The sequence below is a fragment of the Shinella oryzae genome, assembly GCF_023038235.1.
In the GTDB taxonomy this organism is placed as follows: Bacteria; Pseudomonadota; Alphaproteobacteria; order Rhizobiales; family Rhizobiaceae; genus Shinella; species Shinella sumterensis.
Genome location: NZ_CP081987.1, coordinates 2,732,425 through 2,749,859, shown reverse-complemented (window position 1 = coordinate 2,749,859; position 17,435 = coordinate 2,732,425). Strand labels below are relative to the sequence as shown.

Annotated in this window: 19 protein-coding genes; 16 read left to right on the top strand and 3 right to left on the bottom strand. The window is 63.5% G+C overall.

What is annotated here, in order from left to right:
* Positions 1–63: 63 nt before the first annotated feature.
* Positions 64–714, bottom strand: a complete 651-nt coding sequence (locus K6301_RS13410; RefSeq protein ID WP_247220616.1) for a DNA-3-methyladenine glycosylase family protein — start codon at positions 712–714, stop codon at positions 64–66.
* 107 nt (positions 715–821) lie between these two features.
* On the opposite strand from K6301_RS13410, the gene gluQRS reads away from it, so the two are divergent.
* Entirely contained in the window at positions 822–1,721 is a 900-nt protein-coding gene (gluQRS, locus tag K6301_RS13405) for a tRNA glutamyl-Q(34) synthetase GluQRS (protein ID WP_425475399.1), read from the top strand.
* On the opposite strand, the gene K6301_RS13400 is transcribed toward gluQRS, so the two are convergent.
* Positions 1,668–2,612, bottom strand: a complete 945-nt coding sequence (locus K6301_RS13400; RefSeq protein WP_247217610.1) for a YihY/virulence factor BrkB family protein — start codon at positions 2,610–2,612, stop codon at positions 1,668–1,670. The two genes, gluQRS and K6301_RS13400, sit on opposite strands and share 54 nt — an antisense overlap.
* A 192-nt stretch (positions 2,613–2,804) precedes the next feature.
* Here K6301_RS13400 and K6301_RS13395 point away from each other — a divergent pair, with 192 nt between their 5' ends.
* The 12 genes from K6301_RS13395 (at position 2,805) to K6301_RS13340 (ending at position 13,640) form a co-directional block, all read left to right on the top strand.
* Complete coding sequence (locus K6301_RS13395) at positions 2,805–3,653, top strand: SDR family oxidoreductase (protein ID WP_247217609.1); 849 nt, start codon at positions 2,805–2,807, stop codon at positions 3,651–3,653.
* Positions 3,654–3,752: 99 nt separating this feature from the next.
* On the top strand, positions 3,753–3,953 hold the full coding sequence (locus K6301_RS13390; protein ID WP_134649373.1) for a twin transmembrane helix small protein: 201 nt from the start codon (positions 3,753–3,755) through the stop codon (positions 3,951–3,953).
* Complete coding sequence (locus tag K6301_RS13385) at positions 3,953–4,531, top strand: cob(I)yrinic acid a,c-diamide adenosyltransferase (protein ID WP_134649374.1); 579 nt, start codon at positions 3,953–3,955, stop codon at positions 4,529–4,531. The genes K6301_RS13390 and K6301_RS13385 overlap by 1 nt, the downstream gene beginning before the upstream one ends.
* A 33-nt stretch (positions 4,532–4,564) precedes the next feature.
* The gene (locus tag K6301_RS13380; RefSeq protein ID WP_247217608.1) at positions 4,565–5,350 is read left to right on the top strand and encodes a rhomboid family intramembrane serine protease; all 786 of its coding nucleotides are present in this window, start codon (positions 4,565–4,567) and stop codon (positions 5,348–5,350) included.
* Positions 5,351–5,536: 186 nt separating this feature from the next.
* The gene (locus K6301_RS13375) at positions 5,537–6,283 is read left to right on the top strand and encodes an electron transfer flavoprotein subunit beta/FixA family protein (RefSeq protein ID WP_247217606.1); all 747 of its coding nucleotides are present in this window, start codon (positions 5,537–5,539) and stop codon (positions 6,281–6,283) included.
* A gap of 22 nt (positions 6,284–6,305) precedes the next feature.
* A complete protein-coding gene (locus K6301_RS13370) occupies positions 6,306–7,235 on the top strand; it encodes an electron transfer flavoprotein subunit alpha/FixB family protein (RefSeq protein WP_247217604.1) in 930 nt (309 codons plus the stop codon).
* A 138-nt stretch (positions 7,236–7,373) separates the two neighbouring features.
* Positions 7,374–8,255: a 3-hydroxybutyryl-CoA dehydrogenase gene (locus K6301_RS13365; RefSeq protein WP_247217602.1), complete on the top strand. Its 882-nt coding sequence runs from the start codon at positions 7,374–7,376 to the stop codon at positions 8,253–8,255.
* 86 nt (positions 8,256–8,341) lie between these two features.
* Complete coding sequence (locus K6301_RS13360; protein ID WP_247217600.1) at positions 8,342–9,682, top strand: sulfatase-like hydrolase/transferase; 1,341 nt, start codon at positions 8,342–8,344, stop codon at positions 9,680–9,682.
* 157 nt (positions 9,683–9,839) lie between these two features.
* Positions 9,840–10,823 (top strand): sulfate ABC transporter substrate-binding protein, encoded by a 984-nt coding sequence (locus tag K6301_RS13355; RefSeq protein WP_247217598.1) that lies wholly within the window; start codon positions 9,840–9,842, stop codon positions 10,821–10,823.
* A gap of 71 nt (positions 10,824–10,894) precedes the next feature.
* Positions 10,895–11,722 (top strand): sulfate ABC transporter permease subunit CysT, encoded by an 828-nt coding sequence (gene cysT / locus K6301_RS13350; RefSeq protein ID WP_247217596.1) that lies wholly within the window; start codon positions 10,895–10,897, stop codon positions 11,720–11,722.
* 2 nt (positions 11,723–11,724) lie between these two features.
* Entirely contained in the window at positions 11,725–12,621 is an 897-nt protein-coding gene (cysW, locus tag K6301_RS13345) for a sulfate ABC transporter permease subunit CysW (RefSeq protein ID WP_247217594.1), read from the top strand.
* On the top strand, positions 12,618–13,640 hold the full coding sequence (locus tag K6301_RS13340; protein ID WP_247217592.1) for a sulfate/molybdate ABC transporter ATP-binding protein: 1,023 nt from the start codon (positions 12,618–12,620) through the stop codon (positions 13,638–13,640). Before cysW ends, K6301_RS13340 begins: the two co-directional genes overlap by 4 nt.
* A 43-nt stretch (positions 13,641–13,683) precedes the next feature.
* Here the strand turns inward: K6301_RS13340 and tlpA are convergent, their stop codons facing one another.
* Positions 13,684–14,364 carry a thiol:disulfide interchange protein TlpA gene (tlpA, locus tag K6301_RS13335; RefSeq protein ID WP_247217590.1) on the bottom strand — a complete coding sequence of 227 codons (681 nt, stop codon included), beginning with the start codon at positions 14,362–14,364 and terminating at the stop codon, positions 13,684–13,686.
* 35 nt (positions 14,365–14,399) lie between these two features.
* Here tlpA and argH point away from each other — a divergent pair, with 35 nt between their 5' ends.
* The 3 genes from argH to lysA all read left to right on the top strand — a co-directional run bounded on the left by argH (position 14,400) and on the right by lysA (position 17,407).
* Entirely contained in the window at positions 14,400–15,803 is a 1,404-nt protein-coding gene (argH, locus tag K6301_RS13330; protein WP_247217588.1) for an argininosuccinate lyase, read from the top strand.
* A 102-nt stretch (positions 15,804–15,905) separates the two neighbouring features.
* Positions 15,906–16,088 carry an LPS translocon maturation chaperone LptM gene (lptM, locus tag K6301_RS13325; RefSeq protein WP_134649386.1) on the top strand — a complete coding sequence of 61 codons (183 nt, stop codon included), beginning with the start codon at positions 15,906–15,908 and terminating at the stop codon, positions 16,086–16,088.
* A gap of 50 nt (positions 16,089–16,138) precedes the next feature.
* Positions 16,139–17,407 (top strand): diaminopimelate decarboxylase, encoded by a 1,269-nt coding sequence (lysA, locus tag K6301_RS13320; RefSeq protein WP_247217586.1) that lies wholly within the window; start codon positions 16,139–16,141, stop codon positions 17,405–17,407.
* Positions 17,408–17,435 lie beyond the last annotated feature (28 nt).

Below are 17,435 nucleotides of genomic sequence, written 5' to 3'. Positions count from 1 at the left end.
GGCGCGTTGTTACAGCATTGTGAAGCGGGGAATGAAAAGCGAAAACAAGCTAGTTCGCGTTTTTCAGCCTTCGAGCACCGGAGCGACCTCCCGGCGCATCTCCCGGGCATAATATGCCCAGAAAAGCCGGGCCGAAACGCCGCGCCAGGGCGACCATCGCTCAGCAATCCCATCCAGTTCCTGCGGGCTTGGCCGCACGGCGAGGCCGAGCGCATGGGCGACGGCGTTCTGCAGGGCGATGTCGCCAGACGGAAAGATATCGGGATGCCCGCCGCAAAACAGCAGGTAGACGTCCGCCGTCCAGCGGCCGATGCCCTTGATGGCGGTGAGAGTGCGGGTGGCGGCCGGTGCGTCGAGATGGCAGACGGCATCGAGGTCGAGATCGCCGCGGTCGACGGCTTCTGCCGCGCGGCGCAGCGTATCCGTCTTGGCGCGCGACAGGCCGATGGCCCGGCACTCCTCATCCGACAGCCCGAGCACATGGTGGGGCGTGATGTCTCCGGCCGCCGTCTCCAGCCGGCGCCAGATCGCATCGGCGCTCGCGCGCGACACCATCTGGGAGACGATGATGCCGGCAAGGCCGCGATAGCCGGGTTCCAGCCGCCGCAGAGGCACAGGCCCCGCCTTGTCGATGACGCTGAAAAGGCGGGCGTCGAGAAGGGCGAGGTCGACGAGACCTGCTGCGATATCCGCATCCGTCCTGATCATGTGCAGTTGCATTTTTCCAAGCGGCCTCGATCTTTGTCGGACGGGGCCTCTCTGGGCCGGTCTCGCCAGACGCCTGTAGTGACGGACAGGGGGCGTTCATGGCAGAAGACCCCATGCCAAGTGCTTTGTCAAAAAATCGTGTCTTTCGCTTCGCACCGAGCCCGAACGGGCTGCTGCATCTCGGCCACGCGGTGTCGGCGATCCTCAACCACGATCTCGCTGCCGCGAGCGGCGGCCGCTTCCTGCTGCGCGTGGAAGACATAGATCCCGCCCGCTCGCGACCCGAATTCGAAGAGGCGATCTACCGCGATCTCGCCTGGCTCGGCCTTGAATGGGAACAGCCGGTACGCCGCCAGTCCGAGCATGTAGCGTTCTACGGCGTGGCGCTGGAGCGGTTGAAGGAAATGGGCGTGCTCTATCCGGGCTTCCTGAGCCGTGGTGAAGTGAAGGCCCGGGTGGAGGCGGCGGGTGGCGACTGGCCACGCGATCCGGATGGTGCGCCGCTCTACCCGACGGAGGAGCGCTCACTCGACCGTGGACAGGCGCTCGACTGGATTGCGGCGGGACGCCAGCACGCCTGGCGTCTCGACATGGACAAGGCGCAAGCCTTGGCCCCGGCGCTGCTGGAATGGCAGGAAACCGGGGCGGGGCCGGACGGCGAGACCGGGTCCGTACCGGCTCGCCCGGAACGTTGGGGCGATGTCATGCTGTCGCGGCCGGATGCGCCGGCGAGCTATCATCTTGCCGTGGTGCTGGACGACGCGGCGCAGGGCGTGACCGATGTGGTGCGGGGGCAGGACCTTTTCCACGCAACCGCGGTGCATCGGCTGTTGCAAAATCTGCTCGATCTGCCGGCGCCGACCTACCGGCATCATGGACTGGTTCTGGGTGCCGACGGGCGAAAGCTTTCGAAGAGCAACCAGGACACCGGCATCGCCGCCTATCGGGAGAGGGGCGTCTCACCGGCCGGCATTCGCGCCCTGCTCGCGGGCTATGGCTTCGTCTTCGATTGATTCCTGCTCGGCCTGCGGCTGCTTCTTCACGCCGCGAATGCGGTCGAGAACGAGGTGCTTGACGCGATATTTCAGCAATGCGGCGTTGATTTCCGCGCCGATGATGAAGATCGCGCCGATGATGTAGAGGAAGACCAGTGCGACCATGATCGAGGCGAGGCCCGCATAGGTCGAGACATAGCTGGAGAATGTCGCGAGATAGGAGGCGAAGGCATAGGCGCCGATGCTCCAGGCGATCAGCGTGAAGAGGATGCCGGGCAGCACGTCGGCGATCTTTCGCCGCCCCGCAGGCAGCCAGAGATGGGCGATCAGCAGGCCGACGAGCAACACCAGGACCGTTCCGAAGAGCCCCCAGCTCTCTGCCCAGGAATAGATGTAGGTCAGCCAGGGCAGCCAGTCGCCGGTGGCCCGCACGGCAAGCGGTGCCGCGACGAGCACGATGCTGAGGACGGCAAGCGCGACAACGCCGGCGATCACGAAGCCCAGGCTTGCGAGGCGGGTTATGTACCAGTAGCGGGTCTCCGCCACGCGATAGGCGCGGTTGAGCGAAACCCGCAGCGCCTCCACCCCGTTCGAGGCGAAGTAGGCGGCGGCGAGTACGGAAACGGTCAGCAGGCCGCCGCGCGGAATGGTCAGCACGGCCACGACCTCGCGCGAGATGGGGGCGGCGATCGATTCCGGCCAGGTATCGAAGATGAGGTGGACGGCGGTCTCGGCGAACTGGTCCGCACCGAGGAACGAGCCGAGCGCGGTGCCGAAGATCAGGAACGGGAAGATGGCCAGCAGGGTGGAAAGGGCGACATGGCTCGCCATGGCCCAGCCATCATCTTCGGAAAAATGCCAGATCGCGTCGAAAATGACCCTGTAGGCAACGCGGATTGGGCTTGGCATCGGCAATTCCAGTTCGTTCGCGGCCGTTTCCGGCTGCCTGTCTCATTGTCTGTCAGGACATAACCCCTTAAACCGGATTTGGTTTAAGGGGTTATGTCCTATTTCAGATTCTCCGGCCAACGTGCGCGTCGCCGCGCAGGACCCTGGCCTGTGAATATGGGAAAGGGTGGCGACTTTGTACAGGAAACCGCCATGTCTTCTCAAAATGCTGCCGACCGGCCCAGCATCATCGTCACCGGCTGCTCGTCGGGAATCGGGGCCTATTGCGCGCGTGCGCTGAAGGCGGAAGGCTGGCGCGTCTTCGCCACGGTCCGGCGCGAGGAGGACCGCGTTGGCCTTGCGGCCGACGGCATCGAGGCGCTGCTGATGGACTATACGAAGCCGGACACCATCGCCGCGCTCACCGAAAACGTGCTGGCGCGCACCGGCGGGCGGCTCGATGCCCTGTTCAACAACGGTGCCTATGGGCAGGCCGGCGCCGTCGAGGATCTTTCCGTCGAGGTGCTGCGGGCGCAGTTCGAGACCAATGTCTTCGGCTGGCATGACCTGACGCGGCGGGTGATTCCGGTCATGCGCCGGCAGGGCCATGGCCGCATCGTGCAGTGCTCGTCCATCCTCGGCATCGTGCCCTATCGCTGGCGGGGTGCCTACAATGCCTCGAAATTCGCGCTGGAAGGCCTGTCGCTGACCTTGCGCATGGAGCTTGCGGGCTCCGGCATCCATGTCAGCCTCATCGAGCCCGGGCCCATCGCCTCCCGCTTCACCGCCAATGCGCTCACGCAGATCGAAAAGAACATCGACCTCGAGAACTCCGTGCATGCGGACGAGTATCGCCGGCAGCTCCAGCGCTTGCGCGGCGAATCCAAGCCGGCGCGCGGCAAGCTGGGACCTGAGGCGGTGCATGCCGTGCTGCGCCATGCGCTGACGGCGCGCTTGCCGCGCCCGCATTACATCGTGACCACGCCGGCCCGGCAGGGGGCGTTGCTCAAGAAGCTGCTGCCGGCGTCGCTGTTTTACCGTATCATCGGCCGCCTTGGCTGACGCGGCGCGGCGTCGCAGGCACGGCAACGCAAAATGCGTGCACTTTGCGCGAAATGCCCTATGTGAATGGGCTGACAGAAATCAAACCGGAACGCTGGCATGTCTTCCTTCCTCACCTTCCTGACGCTGCTCGTCATGGGTCTTGTCGCCATCGTGCTGGTGCGCGGCCTCGTCAACATGGCCAAGGGCGGCAGCGGCAACACGTCGAACAAGCTGATGCAGGCCCGCGTGCTGCTGCAGGCGATCGCCATCGTGCTCATCATGCTGACGCTGTGGGTGACGGGAGGCGGCCGCGGCTGATGGTCAAGCTCAATAAGATCTATACCCGCACGGGCGATGACGGGACGACCGGCCTCGTCGCCGGCCCTCGCCGCAAGAAGCACGACCTGCGCGTGGAATCCTATGGCGAGGTCGACGAGGCCAATTCCTGCATCGGCCTGGCGCGCCAGCACCTTGCCGATCATCCTTCGCTCGACCGCACCCTCATGCGTATCCAGAACGACCTGTTCGATCTCGGCGCGGATCTCGCGACGCCGGATACGGGCAAGAAGCCCGAATACGAGCCGCTGCGCATCGCCCAGTCGCAGGTCGACCGGCTGGAAAAGGAAATCGATGCGCTGAACGCCGATCTGGAACCGCTGCGCTCCTTCGTCCTGCCGGGCGGCACGCCCGCGGCTGCGGCCCTGCATGTGGCGCGCACCGTGGCGCGGCGGGCGGAGCGCCGCATCGTCGCCCTGCAGGATTGCGAGGGCGAAACGGTCTCTGCGGCTGCGGTCGCCTATATCAACCGGTTGTCGGATTTCCTCTTCGTCGCCGCACGCTGGGTGAACGAAAAGGGCCGTACGGACATATTGTGGGTGCCGGGGCAGAACAGGTAAGGTCCCCGCCAGGGCGAGGCCGGAAGGGGACCCATGTTCATACCGCTGCATGACGCGAATTCCCTGAAATACATCAAGGTCCAGTATGTCACGATCAGCCTGATCGCCATCAATGTCGTGGTCTGGCTGGTAACGGGCCTTGCCTCGACGCAGGCCTTTTCCGATGCGGCGGTCGTCGGGCTCGGCTATATCCCTGCCGTCGTGTTCGATTTCGCGGACCTCGAGCCGGGGCTGGTGCTCGTCCCGGAGAACGCCACCTACATCACCTACGCGTTCCTGCACGGTGATTTCATGCATCTCGCCTCCAATATGCTGTTCCTCTGGGTGTTCGGTGACAATGTCGAGGATGCGCTCGGGCATTTCCGCTTTCTGGTGTTCTATCTCGCCTGTGCGGCGGCGGGTGCGCTCGTGCACGGGCTTGTGCAGCCGTCCTCCGAAGCGCCCCTGATCGGCGCGTCGGGGGCCGTTTCCGGCGTGGTGGCGGCCTATTTCCTGCTGCATCCCAAGGTGCGCGTCTGGGTCCTGGTGTTCTTCCGTATTCCGCTGCCGCTGCCGGCGGTCATTCCGCTCGCCTTCTGGATCGCCCAGCAGTTCTACATGCTGGTGGTGGATGGTGACGGCAGCGTGTCGTGGGGTGCGCATGTCGGCGGCATCCTTGCCGGCGCATTTCTCGTGCTGGTGCTGCGCCGTCGGGGCGTTCCGCTCTTCGACCGCACCATCGTCACGCCGAAGGCCGTTCGCCATGCGGAGCAGAGCCCGGTTCCCGCTGACGACGCGGCTAAGCGCCCCTCCGTTCCCCCGACGCATTGGGGTCGGTAAAGCTGGCAACGCCGGAAATTTGACCTTGACGTAAACGTTACTTATAACCGGCCGCGTTTTCATGCGGAGAGGAGCCGTGCCGCATTGTAATTGGGGAAAAAACGCGTATCGATGTCGCCAACCGACAATCAGGGCGCCCTCGAAAGGCGCATTTTCCCCTCGCGGACATATGTAAGGAAGGAAGCCATGAAGATCCTTGTGCCAGTCAAGCGGGTCGTTGACTACAACGTGAAGATTCGCGTGAAGGCGGATGGCTCGGGTGTCGAGCTTGCGAATGTGAAGATGTCGATGAACCCGTTCGACGAGATTTCGGTCGAAGAGGCGCTTCGCCTGAAGGAGGCCGGCAAGGCTGAGGAAGTGGTGGTGGTGTCGATCGGCCCGGCGAAGGCCGAGGAGACGCTGCGCACGGCGCTCGCCATGGGCGCGGACCGGGCGGTGCTGGTCGAGACGGAGGATGCCGTCGAGCCGCTGGCGGTCGCCAAGATCCTGAAGGGCGTTGTCGAGGCCGAACAGCCCGGCCTCGTCATCGTCGGCAAGCAGGCGATCGACGACGATTCCAACCAGACCGGCCAGATGCTGTCGGCGCTGCTCGGCTGGGCGCAGGCGACGTTTGCCTCCAAGGTCGAGATCGGGTCGGGTTCGGCCCAGGTGACGCGCGAAGTCGACGGCGGTCTGCAGACCATCGAGGTCAAGCTTCCGGCCGTCGTGACGACGGACCTGCGTTTGAACGAGCCGCGCTATGCCTCGCTGCCGAACATCATGAAGGCGAAGAAGAAGCCGCTCGACAAGAAGACGCCCGGCGACTTCGGCGTCGATACCGCCCCGCGCCTGAAGGTGCTGAAGACCGAGGAACCTTCGGGCCGCAAGGCCGGCGTCAAGGTCAAGGACGTCGCCGAACTGGTGGCGAGCCTGAAGACCGCAGGCGTTCTGTAAGGAAGATCGAGGAGATCACGATATGGCCATTCTTCTTCTGGCAGACCACGACAACGCCACCCTTTCCGACCAGACCGCCAAGGCGCTGACGGCGGCTTTGCAGATCGGCTCCGACGTGCATGTGCTCGTCGCCGGCTCCGGCGCCAAGGCCGCGGCCGAGCAGGCTGCCAAGCTTGCGGGCGTCTCCAAGGTTCTCGTCGCCGACGATGCAAGCCTTGCCAATAACCTGGCCGAGCCGCTGGCCGCCCTCATCGTGTCGCTGGCCGGCAACTACGACGCCATCGTCGCGGCGGCCACCTCGGTCGGCAAGAACGTGGCGCCGCGCGTTGCGGCCCTGCTCGATGTCGCGCAGGTCTCCGAGATCATCGAGGTGGTGAGCCCCGACACGTTCAAGCGTCCGATCTATGCCGGCAACGCCATCCAGACGGTTCAGTCGACCGACGCTAAAAAGGTGATCACCGTGCGCACGGCGTCGTTTGCCGCAGCGGGCGAAGGTGGCAATGCGCCGGTCGAGACCGTGGCTGCCGCGGCAAACCCGGGCCTTTCCACCCATGTCAAGGACGCGCTGTCCTCGTCGGATCGTCCGGAGCTGACCTCGGCGAAGATCATCATCTCGGGCGGTCGTGCGCTCGGCTCGTCGGAGAAGTTCCAGGAGGTGATCCTGCCCGTCGCCGACAAGCTCGGTGCGGCCGTCGGCGCCTCGCGCGCCGCGGTGGATGCCGGCTACGCGCCCAACGACTGGCAGGTCGGCCAGACGGGCAAGGTCGTCGCGCCGCAACTCTACATTGCCTGCGGCATCTCCGGCGCCATCCAGCACCTTGCCGGCATGAAGGACTCGAAGGTCATCGTCGCCATCAACAAGGACGAGGAAGCCCCCATCTTCCAGGTCGCAGACTACGGCCTCGTCGGTGACCTCTTCGAAGTCCTGCCGCAGCTCGAAAAGGCGCTCTGAGCCGGCATCGCGCCGTCTATGCGACGATGATTTCACTGGAAATATCCGTCGCGTGCCTTTATCAATTTCACCGGGCCGGCTTGACCGGCCCGGTGTTTTTTTGCCTGCGCACTGGGCTCGGGCTGAAATGACGAGGCGATGGGCGCGATGATCAAGAACGTCGGTATTGTGGGTGCGGGCCAGATGGGATGCGGCATCGCGCATGTTGCTGCCCTTGCCGGATACAAGGTCCATATCTACGACCTCTCCGCCGAGCGGATCGAAGCCGGCCTCGCCACGATCCACGGCAATCTCGCCCGCCAGGTCTCGTCCGGCAAGATGTCCGACGAAGACCGGAAGAAGGCGCTGGCGCTCATCAAGGGCTCCACCGACGTCAACGACCTCTCGGATGCGGACCTGGTCATCGAGGCCGCGACCGAGGACGAGACCGTCAAGCGCAAGATCTACGGTCAGGTCTGTTCGGTGCTGAAGCCCGAGGCGATTCTTGCCACCAATACCTCCTCGCTCTCGATCACACGCCTTGCCTCCGCCACCGATCGGCCCGAGCGCTTCATGGGCATCCATTTCATGAACCCCGTTCCGGTCATGAAGCTGGTTGAACTCGTGCGCGGCATCGCCACGGAGGAAAGCACCTTTTCCGCCGCGAAGGAATTCGTCGCCACGCTGGACAAGACCATTACGGTGGCGGAAGATTTCCCCGCCTTCATCGTCAACCGCATCCTGCTGCCGATGATCAACGAGGCGATCTATACGCTCTATGAAGGCGTCGGCTCGGTGGAGGCCATCGACACCGCCATGAAGCTCGGCGCCAACCATCCCATGGGGCCGCTTCAACTTGCCGATTTCATCGGCCTGGACACCTGCCTCTCCATCATGCAGGTCCTGCACGATGGTCTCGCCGATTCCAAGTACCGCCCGTGCCCGCTGCTGGTGAAGTATGTCGAGGCCGGCTGGCTCGGCCGCAAATCCGGCCGCGGCTTCTACGACTACCGCGGCGAAGTGCCGGTTCCGACGCGCTAACGCGTGTGAAGCTTCGGCTTCAGTTCTTTTGAAAGAATTTGATGATATGCCGCGAAGACTGGTTTAATCAGTCTCGCGACGGTACGATGACGGACATATCTATTTCGCCGGAAAAGCTGGGTGCGCAGCGTTTCATCGGACGTGGCGCGCTTCTGTTCGTGCTGATCGTTGGGTTGTTGCCCAATCTCTTCTTTCTAGCCGTCATGCCGTTCTTCATTGCCGAACGGTTGATCACGCCCCTTCTCTATGTCATTGCCGCGATTGCTGCACTCTTCCTACCACGTTTTGCGGTCTATGCTCTTTTCTTGGCGGTAGCCGTTGTCGATCTCTGCCTTATCGTCATGGTGGCTTTTCATCTGCCTCTCGCATTGGCGATCGACTCTGTGCGGTACATGGCGACGATCGACGTTTCGGCTTCGGGTTTTTATGTCGCCGTCATAAGCATTAATCTGGCGCTCGCGCTGGTTTCCGCATGGTTGTTCGACCGCAACCGCGCGGAGATACGGTCGGCATCGCCGCTGCCAGTGCTTCTTGTCGCCTTGTCGCTCATGGCTGCGGATTTTCATTTCAACTTTCGTTATTTCACCAAGTCTATGTCGCCTTTCGACAGTGCGGTTTCCCAGAACGGGCTAAGTGCCGATGCGGTTGCCGCGCGCGGTGGAAACCTGCTCATCGTGATGGTGGAGGGGCTTGGCGCCTTTGCCGATCCGGCAGAGAAGAGAATTCTGAGCGAGAAACTGGAAAACGCCGCTTCCAGCGCTGGTTATACTTTCACCAGTGGGACCACGCCTTATTCGGGCTCCACGACGGGCGCAGCCTCCCGCGAACTGTGCGGGCGCTGGGGCGATCATCGCGATTATATCTCCGGTGTGCACACGGAAAATTGCCTGCCAAAGCTTCTGCATGCGCGCGGTTTCGAGACAGTTGCCTATCACGGTTACACGTCCGACATGTTTGAGCGGCATGTCTGGTATCCCAATATCGGCTTTTCGGAACTTCATTTTATGGAAACGATGGTGCGGGACGCACCAATGCAGGTCGCGCGTCGCTGCGGCAGCGTCTTTCTCGGGTTGTGCGACAGCGATGTGGCTGCTCTCGTTCATTCCCGTTTGCTTGAGGCAGGCGATAAACCGAAGTTTGTCTATTGGCTCACCTTGAACTCGCACGTGCCGTTTGTCGCGAAGACTGAGGGAACCATGGCTTGCCGGACCGCGGCTGCGCCGATCGCAAATGCAACGACATGCGAATTGGCGGAATTGTGGGGTGATGTCTTCGATTCTGTAGCGGCGATCGCGACTGATACTCGCCTTCCTCCGACGGATATTCTCGTCGTTGGAGATCACCATACTCCCCTATGGGAGCGCGCCGCGAAGGACCGCTTTACTCTCGGTCTTGTGGATTGGTACCTGTTGCGAAAGACATCCTGACGTCTTCTCGACGCGCTGAACGGCGGAAGAATCCGCCAAAGCCTGGTTTCGGGGAAAATTGTTTCGCCTGCTGTGAGGGCCGCGACTGGACCGTATCTCGGATGGTCGCTGGCCTGCCGGTATTGTCTACCCCAATTCTTATTGCATGGGTGTTCAGATGAAACGCATTCTCCTTCTCGGCGCGGCCCTTCTCGGTCTTGCCGCTCCGATCTCCGCGCACGCCGCCGACAAGCTTTTGAACGCCTCTTACGACGTTGCGCGCGAGCTTTTTGCTGCGGAAAACGAAGCCTTCGTGAAGCAGCATCCCGGCGTCACCATCGACCAGTCGCACGGCGGAACGTCCAAGCAGGCGCGCGCCATCGTGGAAGGCCTCGAGGCTGACGTCGTGACCTTCAACCAGGTGACGGATATCGACTTCCTCGTGAAGAACGGCTTCGTCGCCGAAGGCTGGCAGCAGAAGTTCCCGAACAATGCCTCGCCCTTCTACTCCTTCCCGTCCTTCCTCGTTCGCGCCGGCAATCCGAAGAACATCAAGGACTGGTCGGACCTCGCTCGTGACGACGTGAAGGTCATCTTCCCCAACCCGAAAACGTCGGGCAACGCGCGTTACACCTATCTGGCCGCCACCGCCTACGCCAAGGAAGCCTTCAACAACGATCCGGCCAAGGTCGAGGAATTCGTCACCAAGATCTTCGACAACGTCCCGGTCTTCGACACCGGCGGCCGCGCGGCGACGACGACCTTTGTCGAGCGCGAGATCGGCGACGTGATCATCACCTTCGAAGCCGAGACCAAGTCGATCGCCAAGCAATATGGCGAAGACAAGTTCGAAAGCGTCGTGCCGTCCGTTTCGCTGCTCGCCGAGTTCCCGGTCGCCATCGTCGACAAGGTGGCGGATGCCAGGGGCAGCCGTGACCTTGCGAAGTCCTATCTGGATTTCCTCTATGCGCCGGAGGGTCAGAAGATCGCGGCCGAGTTCGGCCATCGCGTCCATGACGAGAAGGTCGCCGCCGAATTCAAGGACCAGTTCCCGGAGATCCGCCTCGTGAATGTCGACGACGTGTTCGGCGGTTGGAAGAAGATCTCCGAAGAGCACTTCGCCGAGGGCGGCACGCTGGACAAGATCTACGGTAGCCGTTGATCCCTTCGACTATTGTTTGTAGGGCAACCGGCGGGCTAGAAGCCCGCCGGTTGTTGTCATGAGAAAGGACCATGCGCTTGAGACGGCGTGTATTGCCAGGATTGCCGCTCGCGCTCGGCATCACCCTTGTCTATGTGGCCATCATCGTCGTGCTGCCGCTGGCCGCGCTCGTCTTCAAGGCGGCGAGCCTGGGGCCCGAGGACTATTGGCGGATCATCTCTTCCGACCGTGCGGTTGCGAGCTATCGCGTGACGGTCACCTGCGCGCTTGCGGCAACGGCGTTCAATCTCGTCTTCGGCCTGGCGCTCGCCTGGGTTCTCGTGCGCTACCGCTTTCCCGGGCGTCGGCTTGTCGATGCGCTGGTGGACCTGCCCTTTGCACTGCCGACCGCTGTTGCCGGCATTGCGCTGACGACGCTCTTTGCCGCCAACGGCTGGTTCGGCGGGCCGCTGTCGCTCGTCGGCATCAAGGTCGCCTATACGCCGCTCGGCATCATGGTCGCCATGAGCTTCACGAGCATTCCCTTCATCGTGCGAACCGTGCAGCCGGTCTTGGAAGAACTCGACCCGGCCCTGGAGGAGGCGGGGCAGACGCTGGGGGCAAGCGATCTCTCGATCTTCGTGACCGTGATCCTGCCGCTGCTGACGCCGGCACTTCTGGCCGGCGTGTCGCTGTCCTTCGCGCGTAGCCTGGGCGAGTTCGGTGCCATCATCTTCATCGCCGGCAACCAGCCGTTCTCGACGGAGATCACCGCACTTCTCGCCTTCATCCGGCTTGAGGAATACGACTATCCGGCCTCTGCCGCGATTGCCTCTGTCATGCTGCTGACCGCCTTCGTCATGCTGGCGATCACCAATCTCATGCAGGCCCGTGCCCTGCGCTACACGGTAAGGGGCTGACCATGGCGCATCCTGGAAAAGGCAAGCCGCCGCGCGTGGGCGACAATCCGGTCTTTCGGCGCGTTCTCCTCACATTCGTCCTCGTTCTGGTCGGGCTGATGATCGTCGCGCCGCTCGTCGTCATCGGCGTCGAGGCGTTTTCGAAGGGGGTCGCCTATTTCGGGGCCGCCATCGCCCATCCCGATACCCGCCATGCCATCATGCTGACGGTCGTCACGGCGCTGATCGCGGTGCCGATCAACACCGCTTTCGGCGTGGCCGCGGCCTGGGCGATCACCAAGCACGATTTTCCCGGCAAGCGATTGCTGATCGTCATCATCGAGATCCCGTTCTCGGTCTCGCCGATCGTCGCCGGCGTGGCCTATCTCTTCGTCTTCGGGCTCCAGGGCCTGTTCGGCCATGCGCTGCAGGCGATGGAGATCAAGATCCTGTTTGCGCTGCCCGGCATCGTGCTGGCCAGCATGTTCGTCACCGCACCGTTCGTGGCGCGTGAACTGATCCCGCTCATGCAGGCGCAGGGCCGCGATGTGGAAGAAGCCGCGACGTCGCTTGGCGCCAGCGGCTGGCGCACCTTCTTCTCCGTCACGCTGCCCAATATCAAATGGGCGCTGCTCTATGGCGTCGTGCTCTGCAATTCGCGCGTGATGGGGGAATTCGGCGCGGTCTCGGTCGTCTCGGGCAATATCCGCGGCCAGACGAACACGCTGCCGCTGCATATCGAGCTGCTCTATCACGATTACAACGCGGCCGGCTCGTTTGCCGCCGCATCCATCCTCGCCGGCCTCGCCATCGTCACGCTCGTCGTCAAGGTGGCGCTCGAGCGGCAGGGCGCGGGCCGCATCCAGCGTCCTTCCGCTCTTGCGGGCGCCGATACCGTCACTCCGGAGGTCAAGCCGTGAAGATCCGCCTCGACAATGTGGTCAAAGAGTTCGAGACCTTTCGCGCCGTGCATGGCGTCTCGCTCGATATCGACAGCGGCGAGCTCGTCGCGCTGCTGGGCCCGTCCGGCTCCGGCAAGACGACGATCCTGCGCATGGTCGCCGGCCTCGAATATGCCGATGCCGGCGCGATCTATTTCGGCGACGAGAATGCCACTGATATCCCGGTGCGCGATCGCGGCGTCGGCTTCGTCTTCCAGCACTATGCGCTCTTCCCGCACATGACCGTCGGCGAGAACATCGCCTTCGGCATGAAGGTCTCGAAGATAAAGCGTTCGCCGCAGGCCATCGCCGCGCGTGTCAAGGAATTGCTCGACCTCGTGCAGCTGAGCGGCCTGAAGGACCGTTTCCCCGGCCAGATCTCGGGCGGCCAGCGGCAGCGCGTGGCGCTGGCGCGCGCGCTTGCCGTCGATCCGCGCGTGCTGCTGCTCGACGAGCCTTTCGGCGCGCTGGATGCGAATGTCCGGCGCGATCTTCGCCGCTGGCTGCGCAAGATCCATGACGAACTCGGCATCACCACGCTCTTCGTGACGCATGACCAGGAAGAGGCGCTCGACCTCGCCGACCGCGTCGTCATCCTCAACAAGGGCAAGATCGTGCAGGAGGGCACGCCAGAGGCGGTGTGCCGCAATCCCGCCGATGCCTTCGTGATGAATTTCCTGGGGGATGCCAACCGGCTGGAGGCTGAAATCCGCGGCGGCAAGGCCCATGTCGACGGCATCGCCTTCGAGGCTGACGGCGTTGCCGACGGCAGCGGGCAGATCCTGTTCCGCCCGGCCGATGTGAGCTGGCGCGAGGACGGGCAGGGCATCGCCGCCCGCATCGTCCGGGTCATCGACCGGCCGGATTCACGTCGCGTGCTGGCGATGACGGAGAGCGGCCAGGCGGTGGAATTCGACACCGCGCCGGAATTCACGCACCGCAGGGGCGACGCAGGCTTCCTCGATATCCGCCGGCCTCGCGTCTACGCGGCGGCCTGACGGTTCGCGCGGGCAGAGGGGGTATGCTTGGCAAGGCCTGGCTTCAACTCTTCGGAACAGCCAGCGCTGCGTTGATCAGTGCCTTGGCATCCTCGCTGTCCCAGGCAGCGGGGCCGTTCATGGCGGAGATCAGGCAGCCCTTGTCGTCCATCAGAAGCGTGACGGGCAGGCCGAAGGCGAGGCCTTCCTTCTTCAGCGTGTTGAAGACGCCCATCGAGGCATCGCGGTAATAGGCGAGCTCATGGACCTTCGTCTCGTCGAGGAAGGTCTTCGGCTTCTCGTCGTCGCCGGTGTCGATGTTGATCGCGACCACCTCGAACTTGTCGCTGCCGAGATCCTTTTCCAGCGCGTTGAGTGCCGGCATTTCCTCGCGGCAGGGCACGCACCAGGTGGCCCAGAGGTTGACGAGCAGGGTCTTGCCCGCGAAATCGGCGATGGTCTTCTTCTTGCCGTCGGGGCCGTCGAAGACGAGTTCCGGCAGCGGGCGGTGCTCGTCGACCGTGCGCATGGCGGCGACCTGGCCCTTCGAGAAGGGCGTGATGGCCTCGGCCCGGGCGGCGGCGAGCGGGCAGGCGGCGGGATCGGCCGACGCGACGGCGCCCGTGGCATTGCCAGACAGGCTCTCCTTCACGTATATCGCAGCACCACCGGCGAGAAGTCCGGCGAGCCCGGCAATGGCGATGAGCTTTCCTGCCGGCAGGCCGAGGGTCTTCTTCACTGACATTTCATTCTCCAGGACACTTTTCCAGGCAGGCACCCATGGCAGACGGCACTTCCGAGACGAAATCCTCGAACCAGATGTGGGGCGGCCGCTTCGCTTCGGGACCGGATGCGATCATGGAGGAGATAAATGCCTCCATCGGCTTCGACAAGAAGCTTTATGCCCAGGACATCCGCGGCTCAAAGGCGCATGCGGAAATGCTCGCCCATCAGGGCATTATTTCGGCGGACGATAAGGAAAAGATCGTTCACGGTCTCGACACGATCCTGTCAGAGATCGAAAGCGGCGCTTTCGAATTCTCCCGCAAGCTCGAAGACATCCATATGAACGTCGAAGCGCGGCTCGCCACGCTGATTGGCCCAGCTGCCGGCCGCCTGCACACCGCCCGTTCGCGCAACGACCAGGTGGCGCTGGATTTCCGCCTCTGGGTGAAGGAAGAGCTGCAGAAGACCGAGAAGGCGCTGACCGGCCTCATCGCCGCCTTCCTCGACCGCGCGGAAGAGCATGCCGAAACCGTCATGCCCGGCTTCACCCATCTCCAGACCGCCCAGCCGGTGACCTTCGGCCACCATTGCATGGCCTATGTCGAAATGTTCGGCCGCGACCGTCAGCGCGTGCGCCACGCCATCGAGCATCTCGACGAGAGCCCGATCGGCGCGGCAGCGCTCGCCGGTACCGGCTACAATATCGATCGCCACATGACGGCCAGGGCGCTGGGCTTCCGCGAGCCGACGCGCAATTCCATCGATACGGTTTCCGATCGCGACTTCGCGCTGGAATTCCTGTCTATTGCCGCCATCGCATCGGTGCACCTGTCGCGCCTGGCGGAGGAAATCGTCATCTGGTCGACGCCGCAGTTCGGCTTCATTCGTCTGTCGGATGCCTTCTCGACCGGATCCTCCATCATGCCGCAGAAGAAGAACCCCGATGCGGCCGAGCTGGTGCGTGCCAAGACCGGCCGCATCAACGGTTCGCTGATCGCGCTTCTCACCGTCATGAAGGGCCTGCCGCTCGCCTATTCCAAGGATATGCAGGAAGACAAGGAGCAGGTCTTCGACGCCGCCGAGAGCCTGGAGCTCGCCATTGCCGCGATGACCGGCATGGTGCGCGACATGACCATTCGCACCGACAGGATGAAGGCTGCGGCCGGTTCCGGTTACTCGACCGCAACCGACCTCGCCGACTGGCTGGTGCGCGAGGCGGGCCTGCCGTTCCGTGATGCGCATCATGTGACCGGCCGTGCCGTGGCGCTGGCGGAAAGCAAGGGCTGCGATCTCGCCGAACTTTCGCTGGAGGAGTTGCAGGCGATCCATGCGGCGATCACCGCCGACATCTTCAACGTTCTGACGGTCGAGGCGTCGGTCGCCAGCCGCAAGAGCTACGGCGGCACGGCGCCGTCGGAGGTGCGCCGGCAGATCGCCTGGTGGCGGCAGCGCAACTGATCAAGGCGCTTGCAGGACCCATCATCAGATTAAGGGTGCACAAGGGCGGGCGAATTCGCTAAGGATGTTGCCCACTCCACCCGGCAATTCCAGGGAACGTTCATGACACGCATCGACATCGGCAAGCTGGCGCTCGTGCTCTGCCTTTCTGCAGCGGTTCTGACGGCGTGCGGCCGCAAGGGCGACCTCGAACGGCCCGGCGCGCAGCCGGCCGTGACGACCGTCGACGGCAAGAAGGTCGAGCAGGTCGAAGACAAACGCTTCCTTCTCGACCCCCTTCTCTAGTTTTTCCCAACGCGATTCCGAGCCGGAATTGCCCTGAACGGACTGCAAGCGTGAACCATTTCGAGCATCGTGACGGCGTCCTCCATGCGGAGGATGTGCCGGTTCCGGAAATCGCCAGGGCGGTCGGCACGCCCTTCTACGTCTATTCGACGGCGACGCTGGAGCGGCACTTCAAGGTGTTCTCCAACGCCTTCGAAGGCGTCGATGCGCTGGTCTGCTACGCCATGAAGGCGAATTCCAACCAGGCGGTGCTGAAGACGCTCGCCCGGCTCGGCGCCGGCATCGACGTGGTTTCCGAGGGGGAGCTGCGCCGTGCGCTTGCCGCCGGCGTGCCCGCCTCGCGCATCATGTTCTCCGGCGTCGGCAAGACGCCACGTGAAATGGATCTCGCGCTCGAGGCCGGCATCTACTGCTTCAACGTCGAATCCGAGCCGGAACTCGAAGTGCTCAACGCCCGCGCCGTGAAGGCCGGCAAGGTCGCGCATGTTTCCTTCCGTATCAATCCCGATGTGGATGCCCGCACCCATGCGAAGATCTCGACGGGCAAGAAGGAAAACAAGTTCGGCATTTCCTGGGAGCGCGCACGCGCGGTCTATGCCCGTGCCGCAACGCTGCCCGGCATCAAGGTGACCGGCATCGACATGCATATCGGCAGCCAGATCACCGAGCTGCAACCCTTCGACGATGCCTTCCGGCTGCTGCGCGAACTCGTCGAGACGCTGCGCGCCGATGGCCATATGATCGATCACGTCGATGTCGGCGGTGGGCTGGGCATTCCCTACAAGACGGACAATGCGCCGCCGCCGCTGCCGGATGCCTATGCGGACATCGTCAAGAACCAGCTCAAGGGCCTCGGCTGCCGGATCGTCACGGAGCCCGGCCGCCTGATCGTCGGCAACGCCGGTATTCTCGTCACCGAGGTTCTCTATGTGAAGGACGGCGGGGAGAAGACCTTCGTCGTGGTCGATGCGGCGATGAACGACCTCATCCGTCCGACGCTTTACGAGGCGTGGCATGAAATCGAGCCGGTCGTCATCTCGGCAGCCAACGCGCCGCGTATTCGCGCGGATGTCGTCGGCCCGGTCTGCGAGACGGGCGATTATCTGGCGCTCGACCGTGAAATGGCGGTACCAAAGCCGGGCGATCTCATCGCCGTCGGTTCGGCCGGCGCCTACGGCGCGGTACAGGCCGGCACCTATAACAGCCGCCTGCTCGTTCCCGAAGTGCTGGTCAACGGGTCGGAATTCCACGTCATCCGGCCGCGTCCCACCTATGACGAGCTGATCGGTCTCGACTCGCTTCCGGCATGGCTTGCTTGACCGTCCGGCTCAAGATACCGTTCACGAT

Bases quoted from the DNA above. Each gene is read 5' to 3' on its own strand.
- gluQRS (WP_425475399.1), top strand. From the start codon at position 822: ATGCCAAGTGCTTTGTCAAAAAATCGTGTCTTTCGCTTCGCACCGAGC.
- K6301_RS13400 (WP_247217610.1), bottom strand. From the start codon at position 2,612: ATGCCAAGCCCAATCCGCGTTGCCTACAGGGTCATTTTCGACGCGATC.
- K6301_RS13395 (WP_247217609.1), top strand. From the start codon at position 2,805: ATGTCTTCTCAAAATGCTGCCGACCGGCCCAGCATCATCGTCACCGGC.
- K6301_RS13390 (WP_134649373.1), top strand. From the start codon at position 3,753: ATGTCTTCCTTCCTCACCTTCCTGACGCTGCTCGTCATGGGTCTTGTC.
- K6301_RS13385 (WP_134649374.1), top strand. From the start codon at position 3,953: ATGGTCAAGCTCAATAAGATCTATACCCGCACGGGCGATGACGGGACG.
- K6301_RS13380 (WP_247217608.1), top strand. From the start codon at position 4,565: ATGTTCATACCGCTGCATGACGCGAATTCCCTGAAATACATCAAGGTC.
- K6301_RS13375 (WP_247217606.1), top strand. From the start codon at position 5,537: ATGAAGATCCTTGTGCCAGTCAAGCGGGTCGTTGACTACAACGTGAAG.
- K6301_RS13370 (WP_247217604.1), top strand. From the start codon at position 6,306: ATGGCCATTCTTCTTCTGGCAGACCACGACAACGCCACCCTTTCCGAC.
- K6301_RS13365 (WP_247217602.1), top strand. From the start codon at position 7,374: ATGGGCGCGATGATCAAGAACGTCGGTATTGTGGGTGCGGGCCAGATG.
- K6301_RS13360 (WP_247217600.1), top strand. From the start codon at position 8,342: ATGACGGACATATCTATTTCGCCGGAAAAGCTGGGTGCGCAGCGTTTC.
- K6301_RS13355 (WP_247217598.1), top strand. From the start codon at position 9,840: ATGAAACGCATTCTCCTTCTCGGCGCGGCCCTTCTCGGTCTTGCCGCT.
- cysT (WP_247217596.1), top strand. From the start codon at position 10,895: ATGCGCTTGAGACGGCGTGTATTGCCAGGATTGCCGCTCGCGCTCGGC.
- cysW (WP_247217594.1), top strand. From the start codon at position 11,725: ATGGCGCATCCTGGAAAAGGCAAGCCGCCGCGCGTGGGCGACAATCCG.
- tlpA (WP_247217590.1), bottom strand. From the start codon at position 14,364: ATGTCAGTGAAGAAGACCCTCGGCCTGCCGGCAGGAAAGCTCATCGCC.
- argH (WP_247217588.1), top strand. From the start codon at position 14,400: ATGGCAGACGGCACTTCCGAGACGAAATCCTCGAACCAGATGTGGGGC.
- lptM (WP_134649386.1), top strand. From the start codon at position 15,906: ATGACACGCATCGACATCGGCAAGCTGGCGCTCGTGCTCTGCCTTTCT.